General features: G+C 62.3%; 26 protein-coding genes. 9 read left to right on the top strand and 17 right to left on the bottom strand.

Annotated features, from left to right (window positions below; translation table 11 throughout):
• From J5286_RS04695 to J5286_RS04680, 4 genes are all read right to left on the bottom strand, one after another.
• Positions 1-1,911, bottom strand: a 1,911-nt coding sequence (locus J5286_RS04695; protein ID WP_209215327.1) for a DUF2207 domain-containing protein, incomplete at its 3' end; no start/stop codon positions are given.
• Between the two features lie 55 nt (positions 1,912-1,966).
• Positions 1,967-3,223: a 3-phosphoshikimate 1-carboxyvinyltransferase gene (locus J5286_RS04690; protein ID WP_209189352.1), complete on the bottom strand. Its 1,257-nt coding sequence runs from the start codon at positions 3,221-3,223 to the stop codon at positions 1,967-1,969.
• A gap of 122 nt (positions 3,224-3,345) precedes the next feature.
• Positions 3,346-3,897 (bottom strand): LemA family protein, encoded by a 552-nt coding sequence (locus J5286_RS04685; protein ID WP_209189350.1) that lies wholly within the window; start codon positions 3,895-3,897, stop codon positions 3,346-3,348.
• 312 nt (positions 3,898-4,209) lie between these two features.
• Entirely contained in the window at positions 4,210-5,172 is a 963-nt protein-coding gene (locus J5286_RS04680) for a glycine--tRNA ligase subunit alpha (protein WP_026283030.1), read from the bottom strand.
• A 160-nt stretch (positions 5,173-5,332) separates the two neighbouring features.
• On the opposite strand from J5286_RS04680, the gene J5286_RS04675 reads away from it, so the two are divergent.
• Together J5286_RS04675 and J5286_RS04670 are read left to right on the top strand one after the other, a co-directional pair.
• The gene (locus J5286_RS04675; protein ID WP_209189348.1) at positions 5,333-5,620 is read left to right on the top strand and encodes a ribbon-helix-helix domain-containing protein; all 288 of its coding nucleotides are present in this window, start codon (positions 5,333-5,335) and stop codon (positions 5,618-5,620) included.
• On the top strand, positions 5,610-5,924 hold the full coding sequence (locus J5286_RS04670) for a type II toxin-antitoxin system RelE/ParE family toxin (protein WP_209189346.1): 315 nt from the start codon (positions 5,610-5,612) through the stop codon (positions 5,922-5,924). The genes J5286_RS04675 and J5286_RS04670 overlap by 11 nt, the downstream gene beginning before the upstream one ends.
• 15 nt (positions 5,925-5,939) lie before the next feature.
• Here J5286_RS04670 and J5286_RS04665 read toward each other — a convergent pair whose 3' ends face one another.
• Positions 5,940-6,131, bottom strand: a complete 192-nt coding sequence (locus J5286_RS04665; protein WP_113010089.1) for a hypothetical protein — start codon at positions 6,129-6,131, stop codon at positions 5,940-5,942.
• A gap of 73 nt (positions 6,132-6,204) precedes the next feature.
• A complete protein-coding gene (locus J5286_RS04660) occupies positions 6,205-7,062 on the bottom strand; it encodes a S49 family peptidase (protein ID WP_209189344.1) in 858 nt (285 codons plus the stop codon).
• A 173-nt stretch (positions 7,063-7,235) separates the two neighbouring features.
• On the opposite strand from J5286_RS04660, the gene J5286_RS04655 reads away from it, so the two are divergent.
• Complete coding sequence (locus J5286_RS04655) at positions 7,236-8,576, top strand: Nramp family divalent metal transporter (protein ID WP_209189342.1); 1,341 nt, start codon at positions 7,236-7,238, stop codon at positions 8,574-8,576.
• On the opposite strand, the gene J5286_RS04650 is transcribed toward J5286_RS04655, so the two are convergent.
• Both J5286_RS04650 and J5286_RS04645 read right to left on the bottom strand, forming a co-directional pair.
• Positions 8,573-9,370 carry a tRNA1(Val) (adenine(37)-N6)-methyltransferase gene (locus J5286_RS04650; RefSeq protein ID WP_209189340.1) on the bottom strand — a complete coding sequence of 266 codons (798 nt, stop codon included), beginning with the start codon at positions 9,368-9,370 and terminating at the stop codon, positions 8,573-8,575. The genes J5286_RS04655 and J5286_RS04650 overlap by 4 nt on opposite strands.
• Positions 9,367-9,594: a putative signal transducing protein gene (locus J5286_RS04645; protein WP_018898628.1), complete on the bottom strand. Its 228-nt coding sequence runs from the start codon at positions 9,592-9,594 to the stop codon at positions 9,367-9,369. The genes J5286_RS04650 and J5286_RS04645 overlap by 4 nt, the downstream gene beginning before the upstream one ends.
• 109 nt (positions 9,595-9,703) lie before the next feature.
• Here J5286_RS04645 and J5286_RS04640 point away from each other — a divergent pair, with 109 nt between their 5' ends.
• The 4 genes from J5286_RS04640 (at position 9,704) to moaB (ending at position 14,126) form a co-directional block, all read left to right on the top strand.
• The gene (locus J5286_RS04640; protein WP_209189338.1) at positions 9,704-10,720 is read left to right on the top strand and encodes a polyprenyl synthetase family protein; all 1,017 of its coding nucleotides are present in this window, start codon (positions 9,704-9,706) and stop codon (positions 10,718-10,720) included.
• 129 nt (positions 10,721-10,849) lie between these two features.
• Positions 10,850-12,682: a tetratricopeptide repeat protein gene (locus tag J5286_RS04635; protein WP_209189336.1), complete on the top strand. Its 1,833-nt coding sequence runs from the start codon at positions 10,850-10,852 to the stop codon at positions 12,680-12,682.
• Positions 12,683-12,688: 6 nt separating this feature from the next.
• Positions 12,689-13,594 (top strand): 4-(cytidine 5'-diphospho)-2-C-methyl-D-erythritol kinase, encoded by a 906-nt coding sequence (locus J5286_RS04630; RefSeq protein WP_209189335.1) that lies wholly within the window; start codon positions 12,689-12,691, stop codon positions 13,592-13,594.
• Positions 13,581-14,126 carry a molybdenum cofactor biosynthesis protein B gene (gene moaB / locus J5286_RS04625; protein WP_209189333.1) on the top strand — a complete coding sequence of 182 codons (546 nt, stop codon included), beginning with the start codon at positions 13,581-13,583 and terminating at the stop codon, positions 14,124-14,126. The genes J5286_RS04630 and moaB overlap by 14 nt, the downstream gene beginning before the upstream one ends.
• A 4-nt stretch (positions 14,127-14,130) precedes the next feature.
• Here the strand turns inward: moaB and J5286_RS04620 are convergent, their stop codons facing one another.
• Positions 14,131-14,649 (bottom strand): glycosyl transferase, encoded by a 519-nt coding sequence (locus J5286_RS04620; protein WP_047508072.1) that lies wholly within the window; start codon positions 14,647-14,649, stop codon positions 14,131-14,133.
• 141 nt (positions 14,650-14,790) lie between these two features.
• Here J5286_RS04620 and J5286_RS04615 point away from each other — a divergent pair, with 141 nt between their 5' ends.
• Together J5286_RS04615 and rnhB are read left to right on the top strand one after the other, a co-directional pair.
• Complete coding sequence (locus J5286_RS04615; RefSeq protein WP_209189331.1) at positions 14,791-15,948, top strand: PA0069 family radical SAM protein; 1,158 nt, start codon at positions 14,791-14,793, stop codon at positions 15,946-15,948.
• A gap of 165 nt (positions 15,949-16,113) precedes the next feature.
• The gene (rnhB, locus tag J5286_RS04610) at positions 16,114-16,785 is read left to right on the top strand and encodes a ribonuclease HII (RefSeq protein ID WP_209189329.1); all 672 of its coding nucleotides are present in this window, start codon (positions 16,114-16,116) and stop codon (positions 16,783-16,785) included.
• Between the two features lie 98 nt (positions 16,786-16,883).
• Here rnhB and J5286_RS04605 read toward each other — a convergent pair whose 3' ends face one another.
• The 8 genes from J5286_RS04605 to corA form a co-directional block, all read right to left on the bottom strand.
• Entirely contained in the window at positions 16,884-17,375 is a 492-nt protein-coding gene (locus J5286_RS04605; protein ID WP_018898619.1) for a F0F1 ATP synthase subunit B, read from the bottom strand.
• A 3-nt stretch (positions 17,376-17,378) separates the two neighbouring features.
• Entirely contained in the window at positions 17,379-18,017 is a 639-nt protein-coding gene (locus J5286_RS04600) for a F0F1 ATP synthase subunit B (protein ID WP_018898618.1), read from the bottom strand.
• Positions 18,018-18,095: 78 nt separating this feature from the next.
• Entirely contained in the window at positions 18,096-18,323 is a 228-nt protein-coding gene (locus tag J5286_RS04595) for a F0F1 ATP synthase subunit C (protein WP_015338972.1), read from the bottom strand.
• A gap of 69 nt (positions 18,324-18,392) precedes the next feature.
• On the bottom strand, positions 18,393-19,145 hold the full coding sequence (locus J5286_RS04590; RefSeq protein WP_018898617.1) for a F0F1 ATP synthase subunit A: 753 nt from the start codon (positions 19,143-19,145) through the stop codon (positions 18,393-18,395).
• Positions 19,146-19,220: 75 nt separating this feature from the next.
• Positions 19,221-19,565: an AtpZ/AtpI family protein gene (locus tag J5286_RS04585; protein ID WP_018898616.1), complete on the bottom strand. Its 345-nt coding sequence runs from the start codon at positions 19,563-19,565 to the stop codon at positions 19,221-19,223.
• A 282-nt stretch (positions 19,566-19,847) separates the two neighbouring features.
• Complete coding sequence (locus J5286_RS04580; protein ID WP_245205350.1) at positions 19,848-20,924, bottom strand: cell wall hydrolase; 1,077 nt, start codon at positions 20,922-20,924, stop codon at positions 19,848-19,850.
• A gap of 303 nt (positions 20,925-21,227) precedes the next feature.
• Complete coding sequence (locus J5286_RS04575; RefSeq protein WP_018898614.1) at positions 21,228-23,126, bottom strand: potassium transporter Kup; 1,899 nt, start codon at positions 23,124-23,126, stop codon at positions 21,228-21,230.
• Between the two features lie 18 nt (positions 23,127-23,144).
• Entirely contained in the window at positions 23,145-24,122 is a 978-nt protein-coding gene (corA, locus tag J5286_RS04570) for a magnesium/cobalt transporter CorA (protein ID WP_018898613.1), read from the bottom strand.
• Positions 24,123-24,137: the final 15 nt, after the last annotated feature.

Below are 24,137 nucleotides of genomic sequence, written 5' to 3'. Positions count from 1 at the left end.
ACCACCACCCCCGCCGCCGGACGAGAAGCCGCCGCTGCCGCCGGAGAAACCCGAGGAGGTCGAGGTCACGGGTGCGGGGAGTGTCGAGGCGATGGTGGAGGCCATGGAGGAGGAGAAGCCGCCGATGCTGTCGCCGAAGCTGCCGGAATGGGTTGGATACCAAATGGGCGAATAGGCGGCGGCCGCCGCTCCGGCTGCCGCGGCTGTGGCGAGCCAGGTCTGGAAGGCGTCGCTCCAGGGTTTTTCGACACCGAGCGCTACGGCATAGGGCAGCAGCGTTTCGAAATGCTGCGGCGACATGGCGGGGGCGCCCGCCATGTTCATGCGGTCCTTTTCGGCAACCGTCAGGTAGCGGCGCAGGCCGTCAATGTGATCCATCAGCCGGCTGCCGAGCGGCGTCGGCGCGCCCATCAGGAAGAAGAACACCACATTGATCATGACGATGCCGCCGACGGCGACGATGACGGGCCAGTGGTCGGCTGCTGTCAACTGCTCGACGGCGGCAGTGACGATGCCGGCGAGGATGGACAAAAGCGTGAAGCCGAAGAAGCCGCCGATGATGACGCCGCCGATCTTGCTGCGCAGCGACGCCCCCTTGCGGAAACTGAGACCGAGGCGCGACGACAGGATGCCCAGGAATACCGCCGAGAAAACGGTGGCGGCGATGAAGCCGCCGAGGTCGGCATCGACTTCGCCGAAGGCCAGAACCGCGATGATGAAAATGACGCTGAGGACGATGCCGCCGACCGTGTAGAGCGCATTCGAGTGGTAATACTTGCCGCGATGTTCGCCTTCGATCGCCTGGCGGAACTTCTGGCCGGCGTCGCGCACCTTTTCGCCATTCGACTTGCTGATCGCAAAACTCTGGCCGGAGCGACCGACGAGGGACAAGAATGCAGCCTGGCCTGAAGGCAGGGCTTTCGGCAGCGGCTTGTCGGTGCGGGTGACCGTGATGCTCGAGCCGATATCGTCGAAGGTGACGTATCCCTTGACGGCGAGGTCAAGCGCGTTGGCCGAGAAGGCCGGCCAGCCGGCGCCGTTGAAGCCCTTGTTGTCGATGTAGTTGACCAGCGCCGGCGACAGACCCTCGGGCGGGTCCCAGCGCGGCACGACGACACCACGGGCCGGATCGCGGCCGACCCTCACCCAGAAGAACACGTAATAGAGCGCGACGAGGATAAGGCCGGCGACGGCGATGACATCGGCCATGTGGTCGCGCAGCCACCAGGCGCGAAGTTGCGCCGCCGATGGCGGGTCGATGACGCCCTTCGGCACGCCGGCGACGACCGTCAGCCCTTCGTTCTGCCCGAGCATGCGGGTCGTGGCGAAGATCGCCTCGTTGCCCTCGATGCGCGACGTTGCATTCGTGGCGCGTGAGCCGAACGGGCCCGTATAGGCGGCAAGCCTCGTCACCTCGCCCGATGGCATGGTGATGCGCGCCGAGGCCTGCTCGATGGCGAACTGCCAGCCGGTGCCGGTGACGTTCCAGTAGACCTCGTCATGGTCAGGGAAGTAGCGGATCATGCGATCGGCCTTGTAGGTCAAGACATAGGTGTGCTCGCCCTGAGGCACAATGGTGTCGCTGGAGCCGGCATAGATGCGGATGCCACCATCGATGCTTTCGGTCTTGTAGGGCTCGGGCTGGCCATCGCGAGTGAGGGAGAGGAGATCGAAGCCGACGCGGACTTTACGCCCCTCGCCATCCAGCATGGTGAGCGGGAAATCGCGGAAGATGCCGCGCTTGACCTTGAACCCCTCGGCGACGATCGAGATCGTCTCGGTCACGGTGAGGTCGCCGTCCTTGGCGACCTCGACTTCCGAATGATAGGAGGTGATGCGCTCGTTTGCGGCGGCAAGAGATGCCGCCAGCAGAAGTATCAGAGCGGCAACGAGACCGGACAACCAACGCATCAAGACATTCTCCCCCTTGTCTTTTTTCGGATTGCCCGGCGAGATTTTCGACCGGTTACTCGTCCTTTATCGCGACGCCGAGCGAGGACAGCACCTTCCAGTAGTCAGGGAAGGTCTTGCCGACGCAATCCGGGTCCAGAATGGTGATGCCATCGATCTTCAGGCCGGCGAGCGCGAAGCTCATGGCAATGCGGTGATCGGCGAAGGTGTCGATATCGGCCGGCAGGTGCTGGCCGGCCAAAGCCGGATCGGAGGAGACGATCAGGTCGTCGCCGTCCTCGGTCGCAAGGCCTGCGCGGATGTTGTTGAGGCCGGTCGAGACGGCGTGGATGCGATCGCATTCCTTGACGCGCAGGTTGGCGATGCCGACGAAGCGCACCGGCGTTTCGTTGAAGGCGGCCAGCACGGCGATGGTCGGCACCGCGTCCTGCATCTGCGAGCCGTCGATTTCTGCGGGCAGATGCGGGAACTGCCTGATGACGTCGTAGGCTTTCGCGTCCGGCTGGGTGAAGTCCTCATTGGCAACGCCAAGGTCGATCGCGCCCTTGGTCAGCACTTCGGCGGCCCAGAGGTAGGTGGCGGCGGAGGCGTCCGGCTCGATGACGAAATCGGTGGCGGTGTAGCCGGTCGGCTCGATCACCCAGGAGGACGGCGTCGGCTGACTGACCTTGGCGCCGAAGGCGCGCATGACGGCCAGTGTCAGGTCGATATAGCCACGCGCGCCGATATCGGCACCGGCAAGCTCGATCGTGAACGGCTCGGAGCCGCAGGCCGCCGCCATCTGCAAAGCGGAGACATACTGGCTGGAGAGGCCGGCATCGATGACGACCTTGTTGTTCGCAAAACGGCCGTTGGCGTCGATCGTCACCGGCGGGCAGCCGGTCGGCGCTTCGATTGCGACGCCGAGCGACTTCAGCGCGTCGACCAGCGGCTTGATCGGACGCTTGCGCATATGCTCGTCGCCATCGACGACATAGCGGCCGTGGCCGAGCGCGAGCGCTGCCGTCAAAAAGCGGGTGGCGGTGCCGGCATTGCCGAGGAAGAGCGGTGCTGCGGGCGCCTTGAGCTCGCCGGAGCTGGTGACGACGAAGGTCGTCGCGTCGGGCTCGTCCACCGTCACGCCCATGGCGCGCAGGGCTTCCGCCATATAGCGCGTATCGTCGCTCTTCAGCGCGCCGGTGAGCCGGCTGGTGCCCTTGGCGAGACCAGCCAGAAGCAACGCGCGATTGGTGATCGACTTCGAGCCGGGAGGCACGGCGCGGCCGGACAGCGGCTTGGCCGCCGGGATGATGGTGAGCTTGTCTTTACTCATGGGCTTGTCTTTACTCATTACGTCTTATCCGGCAAATGCGCGCGGCCCTAGCCGGCCGCGATCTTGCCCTGCTCATAGCAGCTTTTCGTCAAAGGCAAATGCCTGTTGTCAGAACTTCGGGATCAGAACTTTACGCTGGGCACGGCGCGATCGGCCTCGTTGGTGATCTCGAAATACTCGCGCTTGGTGAAACCGAACTGGTTGGCCACGAGGTTCGAGGGGAAGCTTTCGACCTTGACGTTGAGATCGCGGGCCGAGCCGTTGTAATAGCGGCGCGCCATCTGGATCTCGCTTTCCATCGTTTCGAGCGAGGTCTGCAGCTCACGGAAATTCTCGTTGGCCTTCAGATCCGGATAGGCTTCGGCGAGCGCCATGACGCGACCGAGCGCTGCACCGAGCAGGCCTTCCGCCTGCGCTCGGCCGGCGACATCGCCTGCCGGAACCGTCTGTGCCTGGTTGCGGAGCTTGATGACCTCTTCAAGCGTCATCTTTTCGTGGGTGGCGTAGCCCTTCACCGTTTCGATCAGGTTGGGGATCAGATCAGCGCGGCGCTTCAGCTGGACATCGATGCCGGACCAAGCCTCCTCGGCCATCTGCCGGGCGCGCACGAGGCCGTTGTAGACAAAGACCGCATAGAGCGCGATCAGGACGATGAGGCCAAGAATAATATACATCGCGAATCCCCCGTTACGACGCAAGGTCGGCCGGGAGACTATGCGGCTTGGCGGCGCTTGTCATCTCCCGCCTTTGCAATCTGGCGCATCCCAAGATCTCGCGATACCGCGGCGGCCGGATAAGGCCTATTTTGATGATGGATCGGCCGACGGCGGCGGGATCCGAACCACGTCACGAGGATCAATCAGCCATGAGCGCAGCCATCTTCCTGCTCAACATGCTTGCCATCGCTTCGTTCTTCATGCTCAAGGGCGCGCCGCGTCCGGCAGCGCGCACCGTTGAGGTGAAGGCAGACAGACGCCGCTGATTAATCAGGCAGCCTTGCTGGCGAGATTGACGCCACCGGCGTCGGTCAACAGGAAGGCTTCGCCGCAGGCCTTGGCGAGCGTGCGCACGCGCAGAATATAGCTCTGGCGCTCGGTGACCGAGATCACGCCGCGCGCGTCCAGCAGGTTGAAGACGTGGCTGGCCTTGATGCACTGGTCGTAGGCCGGGAAGACGCACTTGTGCAGCTTCTGGTTATCGCTGTCACCCGGCGCGCCGGCGGCGAGCAGCGCCTGGCATTCCTTCTCGGCATCGATGAAGTGGCGATGCAGCATCTCGGTGTTGGCGAATTCGAAGTTGTGGCGCGAATATTCCTGCTCTGCCTGCAGGAACACATCGCCGTAGCTGATCTTCTCGTCGCCTTCGCGGCCGTTGAAGTTCAGGTCGTAGACGTTGTCGACGCCCTGGACATACATGGCGAGGCGCTCGAGACCATAAGTCAGCTCGCCCGCGACCGGCGAGCACTCAAGGCCGCAGACCTGCTGGAAATAGGTGAACTGCGAGACTTCCATGCCATCGCACCAGCACTCCCAGCCAAGGCCCCAGGCGCCGAGCGTCGGGCTTTCCCAATCGTCCTCGACGAAGCGGACATCGTGCAGAAGCGGATCAAGGCCGATCGCCGCGAGCGAGCCGAGATAGAGCTCCTGCAGGTTCGGCGGGTTCGGCTTCAGGATGACCTGATACTGATAGTAATGCTGCAGACGGTTCGGGTTTTCGCCATAGCGGCCGTCGGACGGACGGCGCGAGGGCTGCACATAGGCGGCCTTCCAGGGCTTAGGGCCAAGCGCGCGCAGCGTGGTCGCCGGATGGAACGTACCGGCGCCGACTTCCATGTCGTAAGGCTGCAGCACCGCGCAACCCTTGTCCGCCCAGTAGCTGTGCAGCGTCAGGATCAGCGCCTGAAACGAGCGCTTCGGGTTCATGTGGTCGGGGATGCTGGGTGCAGACATGAGGTTAGTCGCCATTCAATTGGTTCGATGGGCGACAGGTGCCACGAGCGGCGATGAGGGTCAAGGGTTTCGCATCCCGATCTCTTCCCCACAGTTTGTAGGGAGGACAAGCGGTGTCGGTTGCCTTATAGTGAGTACAGACCTTGCCTTGGAGACGACTATGAACGCCAAGAACGCCGTGATGCTGTCGGATGAGGATCTTCGCTACGCGGAGAAGCTCGTCGAGGATGGACGGTTTGCGAGCGTGTCGGACGTCGTCAAAGAAGGGCTGGCGCGGATGAGGAAGCGCGATGCCTCAAGCGATCCTCTTGCGGGAATGGCCGACGAGATCCGCCGGCGAATGGAGTTGCCCGAGGATCAGCGGATATCGCTGGAAGGCGACACCATGTTCGATGAGGTGAGAGCATTCATCCGCGAACGTAAAGCAACGAGGAAGTATGGCGTATAGGGTTACCCGCCATCCTCTCGTTAAGAACGATCTTCTCGACATCACCATTCTGGTCGGTGAGTACGCCGGCTATGAAGTTGCCGAGGATAAAATCGACCTGATCGAGCGAAAGCTCCGCTCTCTTGCCGACTTTCCTCATATCGGCACCATCCGAAGCGACTTTCACCCGCATCTGCGCGCCATTCCTGCCTCGGATAAAGCGACCGTCTGCTTTACCGTCAATGACGAAGCCCAATCCGTCTTTGTTCTCTGCATCAGCTATGGCGGAGCGGATTGGCAGGCGCGGGTTCGTGAACGCAGCTGATCAAAGCCCTGCCCCTCAATCCTCATCCTTCTTCAAATGATACTCCCCCGTCACCGGGTCCTTCACCAGCGTGCCGATCGCTCCGGTCTGCTGCTCCCTCTGGGCGCGGCGGGATTTTTCCTGCAGGCGCTTGGCTTCGGCCACGAAGCGGCGGTAGAGGAGCCAGGCGCCCAGGACGAGCACACCCATGATCAAAAGCTGCGGCATGTCGTCTGTCTTCACCCCTCGTTATATTAACGCAATTGCCGACGCACAGCCGCGCTGTGCTTTTGCAAGTGCGTCAGAGCCCGTATCGGCTCCACAATGCCTTGTCTTCGGCCATCTCGACAAGACCGGCCGCGAAGCCGGAGGCGGCTCCTTCGAGCGATGATGATATGCCGGGAATGCGGCGTCCGAAAAGCCCCCTTGCAGGGGTTACGAGCTCGAGCTTGGTTTTCGAGCCGTAGCGCTTCTTCAGTTCCTGGCGCATGTCGCCAAGGCCGTCGATCAGGCCGAGCTCCAGGCCGCGCGTGCCTGTCCAGAACAGGCCGGAGAAGACCGTCGTGTCATCCTTCAGCTTGCCGGCGCGGCGTTCGCGAACCATCGCGATGAACACCTGGTGGATCTCCAGCTGCAGGGTCTTCAGATATTCGATGTCCTTTTCCTTCTCCGGCTGGAACGGGTCGAGGATCACCTTGTTTTCGCCGGCGGTGTAGACGCGTCGCTCGACGCCGATCTTCTTCAAGAGTTCAGGGAAGCCGAAGCCGCCGGAGACGACGCCGATCGAGCCGACGATCGAGGTCGGGTCGGCGATGATCTCGTCGCCGGCAAGCGCGATCATGTAGCCGCCGGAGGCCGCTACGTCCTCGACGAAGACGATGACCTTCTTCTGCTTTTCGCGCGCCAGCTCGCGGATGCGGGTGAAGATCAGCCGCGACTGAACCGGCGAACCGCCGGGCGAATTGATGGAGATCGCGACGGCCGGCGCGTCCTTGAAGCTGAATGCCTTTTCAAGCACCTGCGCGGTCGAGGCGAGGTTCAGCGCCGGGCGGAACTGGCTGCCGCCGGTCATGATCGCACCCTGGAGCCTGACAACCGGGATCACGATGCCCTCCTTGCGGAAGCGCTTCGGCATCAGCTTTCTCAAAAATCCGGCCATTCCCATTCCTTCTTATAGGCTGCGTGAAACGTCACCTCCATGTATGCGTCGGAACGGCAAACGCAATGGGCGGGACACAAAACAACTTGGCTTCAAGTTTCTTGTTGCGAATGACTTGCATTATCATTCTAATCGGCCATATTGCTTTTATCAGTTAAACAGGCGGATGCTGCATGGACATTATGACACCCAAGGCCAAGACGGGCTGGCGCCACGAGCGCGAGGAGGCGTCGATGGCCGATGTCCACCGTACGATCGGAACGCAGAAGCACGCCTCGCGCTGGCGCCGCGCCATCGCCTTCGTCGGCCCCGGATATCTGGTGGCCGTCGGCTACATGGACCCCGGCAACTGGTCGACCTCGCTCGCCGGCGGCTCGAAGTTCGGCTACACGCTGCTGACGGTGGCGCTGCTCTCCAACCTGATGGCGATCGTGCTGCAATCGCTCTGTGCGCGCCTTGCCATCGGCTCCGGCCGCGATCTGGCGCAGGCCTGCCGCGATGCCTTCCCGCGCTGGGTATCGATCCCGCTCTGGCTGTTTGCTGAAATCGCGATCATCGCCACCGATATCGCCGAGGTGATCGGCACGGCGATCGGCCTCAACCTGCTGTTCGGCATTCCGCTCGAACTCGGCGTTCTCATCACCGCGCTCGACGTCTTCCTCATCCTCTATCTGCAGAAGATCGGTTTCCGCTGGGTCGAGGCCTTCGTAATCGCGCTGCTCGGGATCATCACCGTCTGCTTCGGCGTGCAGATCTTCATGGCCGATCCGCAGTGGGGTGAAGTCATCCGCGGCTTCTTCCCGACCACGGAGATCGTCTCCAATCCGGAGATGCTCTATCTGGCGCTCGGCATTCTCGGCGCGACTGTCATGCCGCATAATCTCTACCTGCATTCAGGGATCGTACAGACCCGCGACTACGGGCACAGCCTGCCGGAAAAGCGCGAGGCGCTGACCTATGCGACGATCGATTCCACCGTGGCGCTCTGCTTCGCGCTTCTGATCAATGCCTCGATCCTGATCCTCGCCGCCGCAGCCTTCCATGCCAATGGACGCACCGATGTCGCCGAACTCGGCGAAGCCTCCTCGCTCTTGGCGCCGCTGCTCGGGCTTGCGCTGGCGCCGACGCTCTTCGGCATCGCGCTTTTGTGCTGCGGTCTGAACTCGACGGTGACGGCCACCATGGCCGGGCAGATCATCATGGAAGGCTTCCTGAAGATCAGGCTGCAGCCCTGGATCCGGCGGTTGATCACCCGCGCCATAGCCATCGTGCCGGCCGGCTTCGTGACCATCTGGTATGGCGATGCGGGCACCGCCGAGCTCTTGATCCTGACACAGGTCGTGCTCAGCCTGCAGCTCTCCTTCGCGGTCTTCCCGCTGGTGATGTTCACCGCCAACAAGGCGAAGATGGACGACCTCGTGGCACCGCGCTGGCTGTCCGCCATCGCCTACACGATCGCCATCGTCATCGCCGGGCTGAACATCAAGCTGCTGTTCGACTTCGTGATCGGCTAACGCCTGGAGTAAGCCGCGCGGCCGTTGTTGAGGTCGTCGACGAAGGGGGAGAACTTGTGGCTCCCCTCTTCGTGCATGATCAGCGGCGCGCGCAGCGACAGACGGGCGCGCGAGCCCTTGATCGCGGTCACCAGGATGCGAACGGCATTTTCGCCCTCGCGTGGATGGATAGCCGTGATCTCTATGCCGCCGAAGCGACGGCCGCAGGCGTCGATGATCTCGGCGATCGATTCCGGGCGGGCGATCAGCGACAGCTGGCCGCCGGGGATCATGATGGCGCCGGCCGTGCGCAGCCAGCTTTCGAACAGGTCCTCCGTCATCGCATGCGCCTCCGCCTTCAGCGCATCCGGAGTCTTGCGGTCACCGGGATCGTTGAAGGGCGGGTTGAGGATGACGTGGTGGAAGCTCTCGTCGATGAGGCCGGCGTCGTTGCGCGCCTTGGCCTTCAGCGTCACATCCGCCTCGATGACGGTGACGCGGCCCAGCATGTGGGCGTTTTCCGCAAGTTCGAGGCTGCGGCGGGCATAGTCCGCCATCTCGGCGGAGCGCTCGAAGAGCACGACCTCGGCCTTCGGCAGCCGCGAGGCGACGGCGAGACCCGCCGCACCAGCGCCGGCGCCGAGATCGGCAACCTTCACCGCTCTCTCATCGTCCACCAATGCAGCAAGCAGCATGGCGTCCATGCCGGAGCGATGCCCCCTGCCCTTCGGCTGGAGAATATGAAAGGCGCCGCGGTGGAAGGCGTCGATGGTTTCGGTGACGGGCTGAGGCTCGCTGGTCACGGCGTCGCTCACTTCTGCTCGCGCAATTCGTCGCCAAGGCCGGCGTCGATGAGGATGCGGCGGGCACGGTCGGCCTGATCGTCTTCGACCAGCAGGCGGCGCGGCAGCATGCCGAGCGAGCCTTCCAATATGCTCATGCCCTGATCGGCGATGAAGCAATGGATGCCGGCATCCTTCATCAGGCTTTCAGCGAAGGAGAGCAGCACGGGATCGTTGGCGCGGATAAGTTCATGCATTTACCGTGAAATCCCTTTCAATTTTCCGCGACGTGGCAATTTCGCCTCTTGCCGCTCAAGCCGCCCCTTTCTATTGTCAAATCCAATGAGTGAACAGGAGTCCGGGTCGTTGGGCGTGGTCATACCGCTTGAAGAAAGCAAAAACAAACTGGCATCCGTCAAGCCTTTGGTGGATCTAACCAAGGCGGACATGGAGCGGGTCAACCAGTTGATCCTTTCTAAGGCCGGTTCAGACGTGCAGATGATCCCCGAAGTGGCGAACCATCTGATCTCGTCCGGCGGCAAGCGCCTGCGACCGATGCTGACGCTCGCCTCCTCCGCGCTCTATGGCTATCAGGGCGAAAATCATATCAAGCTCGCGACCGCGGTCGAGTTCATGCATACGGCAACGCTGCTGCACGACGATGTCGTCGATGAAAGCGACCTGCGCCGTGGCAAGTCCACCGCCCGCATGATCTGGGGCAACCAGGCAAGCGTGCTGGTCGGCGACTTCCTGCTTGGCCAGGCCTTCCGCATGATGGTCGATGTCGGCTCGCTCGATGCGCTCGACGTCCTCTCGTCGGCGGCCTGCGTGATCGCCGAAGGCGAAGTGCTGCAGCTTTCCGTCGCCAAGAACATGGAAACCACCGAGGACGACTATCTCTCGGTCATCCGCGCCAAGACGGCGGCGCTGTTTGCGGCCGCTGCCGAAGTCGGCCCGATCGTGGCGGATGCCGGCAAGGCCGGGCGCAACGCGATGAAATCCTACGGCATGAACCTTGGGCTGGCCTTCCAGCTGGTCGACGACGTGCTCGATTACGGCGGCAAGGCTGCCGATCTCGGCAAGAATGTCGGCGACGACTTCCGCGAAGGCAAGATCACGCTTCCCGTCATCCTCGCCTACCGGCGCGGCACCGAGGAAGAACGCGCCTTCTGGCGCAAGGCGATCGAGGGTGGCGAAAGCAACGATCAGAACCTCGAAAAGGCACTTGGCCTGATCACCAAGTACGGAACGCTGAACGATACCATTGGTCGGGCGATCCATTATGGCACGATTGCACGCGATGCACTGGCGCCGCTTCCCGATACGGCATGGAAATCCGCACTGATGGAAGTCATCGACTTCTGCATCGAGCGCGTCAATTAACCGACGATCATTGGTCCAAGGCTGATTTTCTTGCGGGGTCGCTTCAAAAAAGCCATCCTGTCGTGAATCAGTCTTTTCAACTGATTTTGCAGTCGACGCTGGTGGGCTGTTCTCACGAAAGGTTTTCTAATGCGGCGGAAATTTGCCATACGTCTTCTTTCGAGCGCGTCGCTTGCGGCAGTTCTGTCGCTGAGCGTGCTCGGCGGCGCCAATGCCGAAGACGCGGCCAAGAAGGACGACGCCAGCGCGACCGTGATCTTCGATCCTGACAGCGTCAACACCTTCTCCGGCGCATTGCTTGCTGCCCGCACCGCCGATGTCGACCACGACTACGAAACGGCGATCGAGCTTTACAAGAAGGCCTTGCAGATCGAGCCCGGCAATCCGGAGATCCGCCAGCGCCTGATGATCTCGCTGCTGCTCAATGGCGACATCAAGGACAGTGTGCGCTACGCCAACGAGTTGAAGAACGATCCGAGCATCGAGCGGCTGTCGACCATCGTGCGCGGCGCCGACGCGATCCGCCGCGGCGAATACAAGACGGCCGAGAGCGCGCTGAAGACCACCGGCCCGACCGATCTCGACCGCGTCATGAACGACCTGATGGCCGCCTGGGCGCGACTTGGCGCCGGCAAGGGCAAGGATGCACTGTCGCAGGTCGAGAAGCTGAAGGGGCCGGAATGGCTCGCCATCTTCCAGAATTACAATGCCGGCGCAATCGCCATCGTCAACGGTGACGTGCGCTCTGCCCGCAAGCACCTGAACGACGCCGTGCTCGACAAGGATGGCGCCGCCACTGCGCCCGACACCTTCATGCGTGCCATCATGGCGCTCGCTCGCCTGGAAGCGACGCAGGGCAACAAGCAGAAGGCGCTCGACACGGTTTCGGTCGGCGACAACCTGCTGCCCAACTACGCGCCGCTCAACGCGCTGCGCCAGAGCATCACCAATGACGAAAAGCAGGTGCAGCAGATCACCACCGCCAAGCAGGGTGCGGCCGGCGTGCTGTTCTCCTTTGCCGGTGCGCTGAACCGCGATGGGGCGGAAGACATCGTCTCGCTCTACCTGCAGATCGCCCGCGCGCTCGATCCTGACAGCGCCGACGCGCTGGTCATGCTCGGCGGCCTCGCCGAGAAGCAGAACCAGCTGGATCGCGCCATCGCGCTCTACAAGGAAGTGCCCGACAATTCGCCGATGAGCCGCATCTCCGAACTGCAGCTCGGTCTGGCTCTTGCCGAAGGCGGCAAGGTCGAGGAAGCCCGCACGCATCTGCGTGGTCTGATCCAATCGGATCCGAAGGATATTCGCAGCTACCTCGCCTATGGCAGCGTTCTCTCCGACGCCAAGGACTACAAGGCGATGGCCGAGAACTACGACAAGGCTGTCGAGGTTATCGGGCCGCTGCCGGGCAAAAACACCTGGACTGTCTTCTTCCAGCGCGGCATCGCCTATGAGCGGCTGAAGCAGTGGGACAAGGCCGAGCCGAGCTTCCGCAAGGCGCTTGAGCTGAACCCGAACCAGCCGCAGGTCTTGAACTATCTCGGCTATTCCTGGATCGACATGAACAGGAACCTCGACGAGGGCCTGGAGATGATCAAGAAGGCCGTGGATCTGCGCCCCGACGATGGCTACATCATCGATTCGCTCGGCTGGGCCTATTTCCGCCTCGGCAAGTTCGATGACGCCACCGAGGAGCTGGAGCGCGCGGCACAGATCAAGGCCGGCGACGCGACGATCAACGACCATCTGGGCGATGCCTACTGGCGCGTCGGGCGCAAGCTTGAGGCCGTCTACCAGTGGAACAGGGCGCTGGGCTCGGAGCCCGAGGCCGCCGAGATCCCGAAGATCAAGGACAAGATCGCCAACGGCCTGCCTGCCGTGACCGACGACGCCAAGACCGTCGACAAGAAGATGCCCGATCCGGCGCCAGTCGGCCCGAAGCCGGCCGACAAGAAGACCTGATCATCCATGGCTGACACAGGCTTCGCCGACGGCGTTGCGATCAGCGAGCATGCCTTTGCCAAGATCAATCTGGCCCTTCATGTCACGGGCCAGAAAAGTCACGGTTATCATCTGCTCGAAATGCTGGTGACTTTTACCCGCTGCGGCGACCAGCTTGAATTTGCAGCCGCCGCGCATGACGAATTTCGCATTTCCGGACGCTTCGGCGACGCGCTCACGGGCGACGGCGGCACCAATCTGGTGCTGAAGGCGCGCGATGCGCTGCGCCTGGCTGTTCTCGACGCCGGCGGAACGGCGCCACCAGTGATGATCCATCTGCGCAAGGACCTACCGATCGCCTCCGGCATCGGAGGAGGCTCTGCGGATGCTGCCGCCACGCTGCGCGGGTTGATGCGGCTCTGGAGTATGCCCCTGCCCGCCGCGACGCTCGACGCGATCGCCATCGAGCTCGGTGCCGACGTGCCGATGTGTCTGGCGAGCCGACCGCTGATTGCACGTGGGATCGGCGAGCGGATCGAGACGGTGCGCGACATGCCCGTTTTCCCGATGGTGCTTGCCAATCCTCTGAAGGCGGTTTCGACACCGGATGTGTTCCGCAGGCTGGATCGCAAGACCAATGGCGCGCTTGCCATCGCGTCGGGAATATCATGGCTTGAGGCGCTGCGCGCCATGCGCAATGATCTCGAACGGCCGGCACGCGCAATACTGCCTGAAATCGCCGAGATCTCGGATATGCTGCGCGATCAGGGCGCGCTCTTCGTGCGGATGTCGGGATCGGGCGCGACGTGCTTCGGCATATTCGCCAACATGGACGAAGCGGAAGCCGCGGCGCGTGCGCTTCACGGCAAGCGGCCGGACTGGTATTTCGAGGCAACCGAAACATTGGCGGGAGACGATGATGACAGGCGTTGACGACACGCGTCCGTTCATTCCGGTGGGATTTGCCGTGCTGACGGTTTCAGACACGCGCACCCCCGCCGACGACCGCTCCGGCGATACGCTGGCGGCGCGCATTTCAGAGGCCGGACACAGGCTGATCGCGCGGGCGATTGCGCCCGACGACAGACAAGTGATCGCCGCGCAGGTGCAGGCCTGGACGGCGCAATCGGATGTCGACGTGATCATTACCACCGGCGGAACCGGCTTTACCGGCCGCGACGTGACGCCGGAGGCGCTGGAGCCACTGTTCGACAAGCGCATGGACGGCTTTTCGGCCGTCTTCCACCGCATTTCGCAGGACAAGATCGGTACATCCACCGTGCAGTCGCGCGCGACGGCTGGGCTGATCGGCACCACCTTCGTCTTCGTGCTGCCGGGATCGCCCGGCGCCTGCAAGGACGCGTGGGACGGCATCTTGAAGGCGCAGTTCGATTATCGCCACATGCCGTGCAATTTCGTGGAGATCATGCCCAGGCTCGACGAGCACCTGAAGCGCGGCGCTTAAAAAACTAGTTCCGCGCCGAACGCGCGACCCAGGACGGGATAAGCTCGGCCGATAGCTTGCGCAGCTTCTGCCCCTTAACGAATTCCGCCAGCTGCATGCCGCTGCGCGCCGTCGCCAGCGCATGTTTCTTCGGCAGCAGCAGGCCAAGTTCCAGCGGCGCCAGACGGCGCAGGCGCTGATAGAAAGGCCGGCGATAACCGCGCGACGCGGTGAAGCGGGCGGGCAGCTTGTTCAGCGCCACATATTCGGCGATCTCGTCGATCCAGCCGCTTTGCGGGCGGGCGCCTGGCTCGACGAATAACAGCCATTCGCCGCGCGCCGAGCGCAGTATGTCCTTGATATCCCAATGCTGATGGAAGCGGCAGCCGGCGGCGTCCGCGACCTTGGACGAGCCATCGCGCGAGCCGTGGTCGAGCACCACCACATCGCTCACCAGCCCCTCCACGGCACCAGCAACCAACACCGATAATGTCTGCGCCAGCTCAGGTTCCTGATCCCGGCATTCCAATACGACAGTCAACATTGCTCATTTATAGTGCGACGCACAAAACATTACCAGCGACAGTTTTCCAAATTTGTTCTTGCATTGTTCTCATTTCGGCGATAGGAATTTAATCACCAGAACGGATGGGGACGACGAGTCTTCCATCGACGGAGAAACCCGATGAACGAACAGTCCCTTGCAGGGCAGGCCGCATTCGCGCCTGCCAATACGGCGGATATTGCCGACGCGATGATCGTTTCTTCCGGCCTCAGAATCGAGGTCGACCGCCGGCGTGGCCGTGGTGCGGGGCTGAACCCGAGCGGGCGCTTCGAACCGCAGCGCCGCGAAGGCTTCGACGATGGCTGGCAGACGCTGGAAGAGCTGCCGCCGTTCAAGACCGAGGTACAGATCGAAAAGCCGCGTACGGCAATCACCCGCAATGAATCGCCGGATATTCCCTTCGACCGTTCGATCAACCCCTATCGCGGCTGCGAGCACGGCTGCATCTATTGCTTCGCACGGCCCACACACGCCTATATGGGCCTGTCGGCGGGGCTGGATTTCGAAGCGCGGCTGTTTGCCAAGCCGGATGCGGCCAAGCTTTTAGAGCGCGAACTCGCCAAGCCCGGCTACAAGCCGCGAGTGATCGCCATCGGCACCAATACGGACCCGTACCAGCCGATCGAGAAGGAGTGGCGGATCATGCGGGATATCCTTGAGGTGCTGGAGCGGGCGAACCATCCTGTCTCGATCGTCACCAAGTCGGCACTCATCCTGCGCGATCTCGATATCCTGCAGCGCATGGCGGAGAAAAACCTGGTGCGCGCCTCGCTGTCGGTGACGACGCTGGACCGCAAGCTGGCGCGGACGATGGAGCCGCGCGCCTCAACCCCGTCGAAGCGGCTCGATGCGCTGAAGGCGCTGAGCGACGCCGGCATTCGCACATCTGTGATGATGGCGCCGGTCATTCCAGCGCTGAACGACCACGAGATCGAGCGCGTGCTCGATGCGGCGCATGCCGCCGGCGCCACGGAAGCCGGGTATGTGATCCTGCGTCTTCCATTGGAGGTCTCGCCGCTGTTTCGCGACTGGCTGCTGCAGCACTATCCCGACCGCTACCGGCACGTCATGTCGCTGGTGCGCTCGATGCGCGGCGGCAAGGATTACGACGCCGATTTCAGCAAGCGCATGAAGGGCGCCGGTCCCTATGCCTGGCAGATCGCCCGGCGCTTCGAGATGGCCACGAAGCGGCTCGGCATGACCCGCCGGAGCATGCCGCTGCGCGACGACCTCTTCGTGCCGCCAAACGGCAGCGGCGTGCAGCTGTCGCTGCTCTAGTTTTGTAGCATGTCGTTGTCGCAAAACCGCTGCACACTTTTGCGCGACATGCTCTGACATTCCCTTACGGACGGCTGACCCTGGCCTTCCGTTCTCAAGTCCCCGGCCCGCCGCCCTGATCCGGGGACTTGCAGGAAATCGGGTTGGCGTGCGAAGTTCAGCCGCATGAAACGTCGCACGCCACCCGATTCTCCCATGCTTTTCGAAGATGTCCCGCTGCTTCCGGATTTCCGGCTGGAGCTGAAGGCGCGCAAGGCCGGCCACTGGCCGGTCGCCGGCGCCGACGAGGCGGGGCGCGGGCCGCTGGCGGGGCCAGTCGTTGCCGCCGCCGTCATTCTCGATCCCAAGCGTATTCCCGATGGCCTGAACGATTCCAAGCAGCTTTCCGCGCAGAGACGAGAAGAGCTGTTCGAGCAGATCCTTGCCACCGCGACCGTCGCGATCGCCTCATCCAGCTCGCGCCGCATCGACGAGACGGATATCCGCAAGGCGAGCCTGGATGCCATGCGCCGCGCGATCCTGAGCCTCTCCATCCCGGCAAGTTATGTACTGACTGACGGGCTGGACGTGCCCCCGGGACTCGATTGCCCCGGCCAGGCCGTCGTCAAGGGCGATGCCCGCTCCGTGTCGATCGCCGCCGCGTCCATCGTCGCCAAGGTCACGCGCGACCGGATGATGACGCGCGCCGACCTCATCTTCCCCGCCTATGGTTTCGCCGCGCATGCGGGCTACGGCACGGCACGCCACCGCGCCGGCATCGACAGCCATGGCCCCTGCCCGCTGCACCGCATGAGCTTCGGGCGGCTCAAACAGTTCCTGGTCACCGACGGCGAGTAGGCGACACCTCGCACGTCGTTTCAGCGTTACCGCGACAACATCTCCAAAACGCAAAAAGCCCCGGCGAACCGGGGCTTTGAAATGCGACAGGACCGATCTCAGTTGAGGCGGGTCTTTACCTGGCCGAGGGCGTTGCCGAAGAGTTCGGACTGAACCTTGGCATCGGCCTTCTTGACGAGAACCGTTTCAGCGGCGGCGATGGCGAGGTCGACGGCTGCGGAACGAACCGCCTTCATCGCATCGGCTTCGGCCTGCTTGATCTTCGCTTCCGAAACCGCGGTGCGGTTGGCGACGAATTCCTCGGTCTTCTTCTTGGCTTCGGCGGTGAACATTTCCGCTTCGCGCTCGGCGGCTGCCAGGATATGGGCAGCTTCCGCTTCGGCTTCCTTGCGCTTGCGCTGATATTCGGCCAGCAGGTGCTGGGCCTCTTCACGCAGACGCTTGGCTTCCGACAGCTCGTTACGGATCTGATCGGCGCGGTCGTCGAGCGACGTCGCCATCATGCCGGGAACCTTGAGGTAGACGACCAACGCCAGGAACAGGACGAGACCGACGAATGCGAAGAATGTTGCGTCCAGTGCAAATTCCATCGATCAAGCTCCCTTCTTGGCCGCGGTAACGGCGGACGTGACTTCAGCCTTGGTGGCGGTGCCACCGATCAGCTGCTCGACGACGGCCTTTGCCGTTTCCTCGGCGATCGTGCCGACGTCTGCAAATGCCTTCGCCTTGATATCGGCGATGTGGCCTTCCGCAGCCTTCAATTTTTCGCCCAGAGCGGCTTCAACCGCGCGGCGGTCGGCCTCGGCCTTGAGCTTGGCGGCGTCGCGCGCTGCCGTGCCGATTGCGTTCGACTTGGCGCGGGCTTCTGCGAGTTCGGCTTCGTAGGCAGCGACGTCTGCGTCTGCCTGCGCCTTCAGGCGTGCAGCCTCATCGAGGTCCTGGGCAATGCGCGTGTGGCGCTGCTCGAGGATACCGCCGATGCGCGGTGCAATGACCTTTTGCATGAGCACGAAGAAAATGACGAAGGTAATCGCCAGCCAGAGCAGCTGGGACGCATACGTCGAAGTATCGAAAGGCGGGAAAACACCGCCATGGTGTTCGGCTGGCACGCCGGTCTCGGTATGAACCTCGCCTGCGGCCGGGGCAGCATGCGCGTCTGTACCGGTCGCTGCACCAGTTTCTGCGGTTCCCGCCGGGGCTTCTTCAGCGTAAGCCGGGGTCACAAAAAACATGCTCACCTCCAGGTGTACTGCAAATACAAAGGATCACGGCTCGCTGTTCGCAGGCCGTGATCCCTCAGTGCGCCGAAATTAAACGGCGAACAGCAGAAGGAGAGCGACGAGCAGCGAGAAGATGCCCAGAGCTTCCGTAACGGCGAAGCCGAATACCAGACGGCCGAACTGGCTGTCAGCGGCAGACGGGTTGCGCAGGGCGCCCGACAGGTAGCTGCCGAAGATGTTGCCGAGGCCGAGAGCCGTACCGGCCATACCAAAGCAAGCGAGGCCTGCACCGATGAATTTTGCTGCTTCCGCGTCCATGTTGTACTCCTTTGAAATGGTTGTTGCGGCGAATTGACTGACGCCCGCGGGCGTCAATGTCGGTATCCCTTAGTGGCCACCCGGATGGATCGCGTCGTTGAGGTACATGCAAGTCAGCACCGCAAAGACGTAAGCCTGGAGGAAGGCGACGAGGAACTCGAGACCCGTCAGGGCGACGGTCATGATGAGGGGAAGAACGGCGCCACCGATACCAACAGCACCCATGGCTCCAAGCGAGGCAACGAAGCCCGCGAACACTTTAAGGGTGATGTGACCGGCCAGCATGTTGGCGAAGAGACGAACGGAGAGCGAAATCGGACGCGACAGGAACGAGATGATTTCGATGGCGACGACCAGCGGCAGCAAGATGCCGGGAACGCCCTGAGGCACGAAGACATTCAGGAAGTGGAAGCCGTGCTTGTAGAAGCCGTAGACCAGAACCGTGCCGATGACGAGCAGAGCAAGAGCAAAGGTGACGATGATCTGGCTGGTGATGGTGAAGAAGTATGGGAACATGCCGAGCAGGTTTGCGGTCAGCACGAACATGAAGAGCGAGAAGACCAGCGGGAAGAACTTCATCCCCTTGGATCCGGCGCCTTCCTTCAGCATGCCCGCGATGAACTCGTAGGACATTTCGGCGACCGACTGCGAGCGGCCCGGCACGATGGCGCGGTTCGACGTCGAGAAATAGAGGAAGCCGGCGGCCACGGCAGCGGACGCCGCCATGAACAGCGAGGCGTTCGTAAACGAGAAATCAATCCCGCCGATTTCGATCGGCACAATCTTCTGGATCAGGAACTGATGAGTCGGATCGTTAGACACCGCTTGTTCTCTCTATATCTTATACCCGCACGAGACGGGATTATTGCACTGGATCGAACGCCTGAACGTTCCGCCCTATTTCCGGTCGCTTTCGCGCATATCGAGATCAGGTTTCGCAACCTTGCCCGCAGCGCGCATCACGTTCAGCACGCCGGCACCAAATCCAAGAAGAAGAAGTACGATCAATCCCCAAGGCGCAGTGCCGACAAAACGGTCGAAGAGATAGCCCAGGACAGCGCCGACCACGACTGCGGAAATGAACTCGCTCGAAAGCTTCATCGCCTGGGCGTAGCCCTTGCGGCTTACCTCGGCGCGGGCCTCGTCGGCCTCGTCCTTCCCCGCCTCGATGCGCTTGGTCGCGAGTTCCGCTCCCAGTTGCGCACGGCGCTTTTCCAGACTCTCCTCGCGGTCATCCGCCATCGTGCTCTCCTCCGCCTGCCGCCGTCCGCTACGCCGCTACCCCGGTTTACCGGACAACGACCCCAAGGCTGAAGAACCTTCCGGCCCGCTTTGAAGTCGCGCGCAACATAGTTTTAGCAAAATCCATAGTCAAGGCGTAGCAGGCCGATGTCCAGCCATAAAATAAGCGATCAAAAACATATGGTTAGATCGATACGGGCGGGTTGTGGCGGAATCGGGGGAAAGAATCCGCGGGCAGACGCGGCAATAAGGCGCGAAAACGCGCCTTTTACCGGGTTTTTGTCAGCTCCAGCCGCCGCCATAGGTGCGGTAGAAGACGTGCAGACCGATGCGGCCGACCTTTTCCATGGTCTTTGCCCATTTCGGGCGGACGTAGACGGCGTGGTAATGGGTTGCGGAGCCAACCTGGGGCAACCAGATGCGGCCGGCGGTGACCGCCATCGCCACATCGCGGGCGATTCTCCAATGGGCCTGCGAGTTCACGCGGTCCTTGATGTTGTCGCAGGCGAAGGAGAACTGGCAGCGGTTGCGCCAATCCTCGTTCTGATAGACGACGCCGCAGATGGTCTTCGGATAGGCCGGGTTGCGCACGCGGTTGAGGATAACCTGGGCGACGGCCGCCTGACCCTTCACGGTCTCACCACGCGCCTCGAAATAGATGCCTGACGCCAGACACTGCTGCTCGGCGGGAGAAAAGACGCTGGCCGGCAGGATGCTGGCCGCCCAGGCGTGATCCTTAGGCCCGATCTGCGGCACGAAGCGGCCATTGTCGGCTTTCTCCGTCAGGATCGAATCGAAGGGGGACTGGCGGGCGTAATCGGGAGCGGCAGGCGCAAACGCGGTGGCGAGCACGTCGGACTTGTTGCTGGTGACGAGATCGGCCAGCATCGGCGAGATGTCGGCTGCGGGCTTCGGCGGCTGCTTGCGATAGAAATTGGTGGCGATCTCGATTTCCTTGCCGCGGATCTTCGGCTTCACGAAGGCCGACTTGTCCTTCAGATTGAAGGTCGGCTGAAACAGAAGACGGGTCCGCTGCAGGATCGAGCCGGCGGAGAAATCCTTCGGCGGCTGCACTTGCTCGACGGCGACCACCCTGCCCTTCTTGGTGGCACGGTTGACGCGGTCCTCATCGGGCGTGTCTTCGTGGCCCTTGTTCTCGGCGGTGAAGGCGACCTTGCGGCCATCGGGCAGCACCATGCCCGCGCCGGATGCGATGGCACCGGTGACAGCTGGATCGGCAAATGCGAGCTCGGCCTGGTGGATGGAGCCGGCGGGCGAGTTTGTCAGCACCATGCGCCAGTTCTCGCGGCCCTGGTCGAGGCCGGCCAGAAGGGCCGCCAGATCGGCATGCGAGGCCATGGTGGGAAATGCCAGCCACGCGCAGACGCCGAAGAGCGCGGGGGAACTCCATCTTTGCAGCAAGGGGCGCAGCTTATCAAAGCGGCGCGGCGCACCAGGGGTGCGTGATTTGCCAGGGACACGACTATTTCGACGCAACACCAGACTCCGGCATGGGACGCATGAACATGCCGATAAAAATGTCTCATTAACCTTGATGCTTGGTTAATGCAGTGCTCCGAATTCATACAGCGAATGCTTATAGAGCCTGAAACGCAAAAGCCCGGCGCGAGGCCGGGCTTTCGAGGGGATGGGCGGGCACCGTCAGATGATGACGTGCGAGCCGAGCTCGACCACGCGGTTGGCCGGCAGGCGGAAATAGTCCGACGGGTTGGCGGCGGCGTTGGCGAGCGCGATGTAGAGGCGGTCCTGCCAATAGGGCATACCCGACTTCGCATCCGGCACCAGCTTGCGGCGGCCGAGATAGAAGGAGGTCGACATGATGTCGAACTTCAGCCCGGTCTTGCGCAAGGTCGCCAGCGCCTGCGAGACGTTCTGCGATTCCATGAAGCCGAACAGAAGCTCGACGCGCGAGAAGCGCTCGGAGATCTGCTCGACCTTGTAACGATCGGCGCTCGGCACGCGCGGCTTGTTGACCGTGCGGATCGTCAGGATCACGTTCTTGTCGTGCAGGACGTGGTTGTGCTTCAGATTGTGAAGCAGTGCCGCGGGTGCGGATTCCGGATCGCTTGTGAGGAAGATCGCGGTACCGGGCACATGGGCGGGCGAGTGGTCGCTCTTGCGCTCGATCGAGGAGATGAACGAGGCCAGCGGAATATCCGTGTGCCGGGTCTTTTCCATCAAAAGCGCCGAGCCGCGGCGCCATGTCCACATGACGACGACGAAGGCGGTGGCGATCAAGACAGGGATGTAGCCGCCATCGTGGATCTTGATGAGGTTGGCGCCGAGGAAGATCATTTCCAGCACGAAGAGCGGGGCCAGCACGGCGGTTGCCGTCAGCACCGACCAGTTCCAGCGGACGCGGACGAACTCGAAGGCCATGATCGACGTCACGACCATGGCGCCGGTGACGGAGATACCATAGGCCGTCGACAGCGAATCCGACGAGCCGAAGGAGATGACCAGGAAGATCACGCCAAGGAACAGCAACAGATTGACCGACGGCACGAAGATCTGCCCGGTATTGGTTTCCGAGGTGAAGAGGATTTCCATGCGCGGCAGGAAGCCGAGGTTGATCGCCTGGCGGATCAGCGAAAACGCGCCGGTGATGACCGCCTGGCTGGCGATGATGGTGGCGGCGGTGGCGAGGATAACGGCCGGCAGCAGCGCCCACTTTGGGAACATCAGGTAGAAGGGGTCCGACATGGCATGCGGGTTGCCGAGCACCAGTGCGCCCTGGCCGAGATAGTTGAGCGTCAGCGCCGGGAAGACCAGCACGAACCACGCCCACTGGATCGGGCGGCGGCCGAAATGGCCGAGGTCGGCATAAAGCGCTTCGGCGCCGGTCAGCGTCAGGAACACGGCGCCGAGCACGATCACACCGAAGAAGCCCTCATGCATGAGGAAGCTCACGGCATAATAGGGATTGAAGGCGGCGAGGATGCCGAAATCGTCTGAGATATGCGAGATGCCGACGACGGCGAGCACGATGAACCAGAGCGCGGTGATCGGCCCGAAATAGCGCGCCATCGTTCCCGTGCCGCGCGATTGCACGGCAAAGAGCACGGCAAGGATGGCGACCGAGATCGGCACGATATAGCTGCTCAGCTGCGGCGCGACGAGCTTCAGACCTTCGACGGCCGAGAGAACCGACAGCGCCGGCGTAATCATCGCATCGCCCAAAAAGAGTGCGGCGCCGACGAGGCCGAGCATCATCAGAAGCGCGGTGTGGCCATTGGCGGTCTTCAACAGAAGCGCCAGCAGCGACAGCGTGCCGCCCTCGCCTTCGTTGTCGGCGCGCAAGAGAAGCAGGACGTATTTGATCGTGACGATGATGGTCAGCGCCCAGATCATCAGCGAGACGACACTGATGACCTCGAAACGGGTGAGACCATCGGCGGCGACGGGCTTCAGCGCTTCGCGGAACGCGTAGAGCGGGCTGGTACCGATGTCACCGTAGACGACGCCGACAGAACCCAGCGCAAGATAGAAGAGCTTGCGCGGGCTCATATTCTGGTCGTGTGAATGGCTGTCTGCGGACATGAAACAAAAACAGGCTCTTCAGAGCCAGCCTTTCCAACGGAAGAAGAAGAAGGGAATAACGGCGGAAACCAGCATCAGCCCGAGCGAATAGGGATAGCCCTGGGCGAAATGCAGTTCCGGCATGAATTCAAAATTCATACCATAGATGGAGGCGACCAGCGTCGGCGGCAAGAAGACCACCGATGCGATCGAGAAAATCTTGATGATCGAGTTCTGTTCGATATTGATCAGACCCAGCGATGCATCGAGAAGGAAGGTGATGTTGCCGGCGATATAGGACGAGTGCTCGTTCAGCGACTGGATATCGCGCGAGACGGTGCGGCAGAGTTCCTTCGTCGCCCGGTCCTGCTGCACGGCCGGAACGTTGTAGAAGAAAGTCATCAGCCGCGACATGGAGGCCAGGCTGTCACGCACCTTGCTGACGAGGCGCTGATGGGCGGCGATATCGCGCAGTTTCTCCTCGAGATAGTTCGAGGGCTTGCGGACCTTCTTGGCGCGATCGCCGAAGACGTGGGTCGAGAGGATATCGATGCGGGCGACCGAGATTTCGAGAATTTCCGCCGTGCGATCGATGATGGTCTCAAACAGCTTGGCCAGCAGCGAGGCGCCGTTGCGCCAGTGGGCTGGAATGCGATGAAGGGCTGCGATGAAGAGCGCGAAGGACTTGGGCTGGGCGTAGCGGATGGTGATCAGGCGCTTGCCGGCAAGGATGAAGGCGACATCGGTCAGGACGGGGGCATCGGTCTCGGCCTTCCAGACCAGGGAGGCGGTCATGAATACCGCGTCGCCTTCGGTATAGAGACGGGCTGAGGGCTCGATGTCCTTCAGGTCCTCGCGGGTCGGCACTTCGATGCCGAGCGCCTTCTCGACATAGGCCTCTTCCTCGCGCGTCGGCTCGATCATGTCGATCCAGACGATATCGTCGCGCATGGTCTCGACCTTGGTGAGATCACCGAGCTCGACCGATTGGCAATTGGAGCAATAGGCAGTGATCACCGGGCGCGTCTCCCG

Source organism: Rhizobium sp. 16-488-2b (assembly GCF_017741815.1).
GTDB lineage: Bacteria > Pseudomonadota > Alphaproteobacteria > Rhizobiales > Rhizobiaceae > Rhizobium.
Note: the sequence above shows the minus strand (reverse complement) of the source record. Positions and strands in the feature narration are given on the sequence as shown.

Excerpts from the sequence above, each read along its gene's own strand:
- J5286_RS04635 (WP_209189336.1), top strand. The coding sequence starts at position 10,850 with ATGCGGCGGAAATTTGCCATACGTCTTCTTTCGAGCGCGTCGCTTGCG.
- J5286_RS04615 (WP_209189331.1), top strand. The coding sequence starts at position 14,791 with ATGAACGAACAGTCCCTTGCAGGGCAGGCCGCATTCGCGCCTGCCAAT.
- J5286_RS04655 (WP_209189342.1), top strand. The coding sequence starts at position 7,236 with ATGGACATTATGACACCCAAGGCCAAGACGGGCTGGCGCCACGAGCGC.
- moaB (WP_209189333.1), top strand. The coding sequence starts at position 13,581 with ATGACAGGCGTTGACGACACGCGTCCGTTCATTCCGGTGGGATTTGCC.
- J5286_RS04600 (WP_018898618.1), bottom strand. The coding sequence starts at position 18,017 with ATGTTTTTTGTGACCCCGGCTTACGCTGAAGAAGCCCCGGCGGGAACC.
- J5286_RS04630 (WP_209189335.1), top strand. The coding sequence starts at position 12,689 with ATGGCTGACACAGGCTTCGCCGACGGCGTTGCGATCAGCGAGCATGCC.
- J5286_RS04605 (WP_018898619.1), bottom strand. The coding sequence starts at position 17,375 with ATGGAATTTGCACTGGACGCAACATTCTTCGCATTCGTCGGTCTCGTC.
- J5286_RS04595 (WP_015338972.1), bottom strand. The coding sequence starts at position 18,323 with ATGGACGCGGAAGCAGCAAAATTCATCGGTGCAGGCCTCGCTTGCTTT.
- J5286_RS04665 (WP_113010089.1), bottom strand. The coding sequence starts at position 6,131 with ATGCCGCAGCTTTTGATCATGGGTGTGCTCGTCCTGGGCGCCTGGCTC.
- J5286_RS04645 (WP_018898628.1), bottom strand. The coding sequence starts at position 9,594 with ATGCATGAACTTATCCGCGCCAACGATCCCGTGCTGCTCTCCTTCGCT.
- J5286_RS04660 (WP_209189344.1), bottom strand. The coding sequence starts at position 7,062 with ATGGCCGGATTTTTGAGAAAGCTGATGCCGAAGCGCTTCCGCAAGGAG.
- J5286_RS04620 (WP_047508072.1), bottom strand. The coding sequence starts at position 14,649 with ATGTTGACTGTCGTATTGGAATGCCGGGATCAGGAACCTGAGCTGGCG.
- J5286_RS04575 (WP_018898614.1), bottom strand. The coding sequence starts at position 23,126 with ATGTCCGCAGACAGCCATTCACACGACCAGAATATGAGCCCGCGCAAG.
- J5286_RS04685 (WP_209189350.1), bottom strand. The coding sequence starts at position 3,897 with ATGTATATTATTCTTGGCCTCATCGTCCTGATCGCGCTCTATGCGGTC.
- rnhB (WP_209189329.1), top strand. The coding sequence starts at position 16,114 with ATGAAACGTCGCACGCCACCCGATTCTCCCATGCTTTTCGAAGATGTC.
- J5286_RS04670 (WP_209189346.1), top strand. The coding sequence starts at position 5,610 with ATGGCGTATAGGGTTACCCGCCATCCTCTCGTTAAGAACGATCTTCTC.
- J5286_RS04675 (WP_209189348.1), top strand. The coding sequence starts at position 5,333 with ATGAACGCCAAGAACGCCGTGATGCTGTCGGATGAGGATCTTCGCTAC.
- J5286_RS04585 (WP_018898616.1), bottom strand. The coding sequence starts at position 19,565 with ATGGCGGATGACCGCGAGGAGAGTCTGGAAAAGCGCCGTGCGCAACTG.
- J5286_RS04680 (WP_026283030.1), bottom strand. The coding sequence starts at position 5,172 with ATGTCTGCACCCAGCATCCCCGACCACATGAACCCGAAGCGCTCGTTT.
- J5286_RS04690 (WP_209189352.1), bottom strand. The coding sequence starts at position 3,223 with ATGAGTAAAGACAAGCTCACCATCATCCCGGCGGCCAAGCCGCTGTCC.
- J5286_RS04580 (WP_245205350.1), bottom strand. The coding sequence starts at position 20,924 with ATGGCCTCGCATGCCGATCTGGCGGCCCTTCTGGCCGGCCTCGACCAG.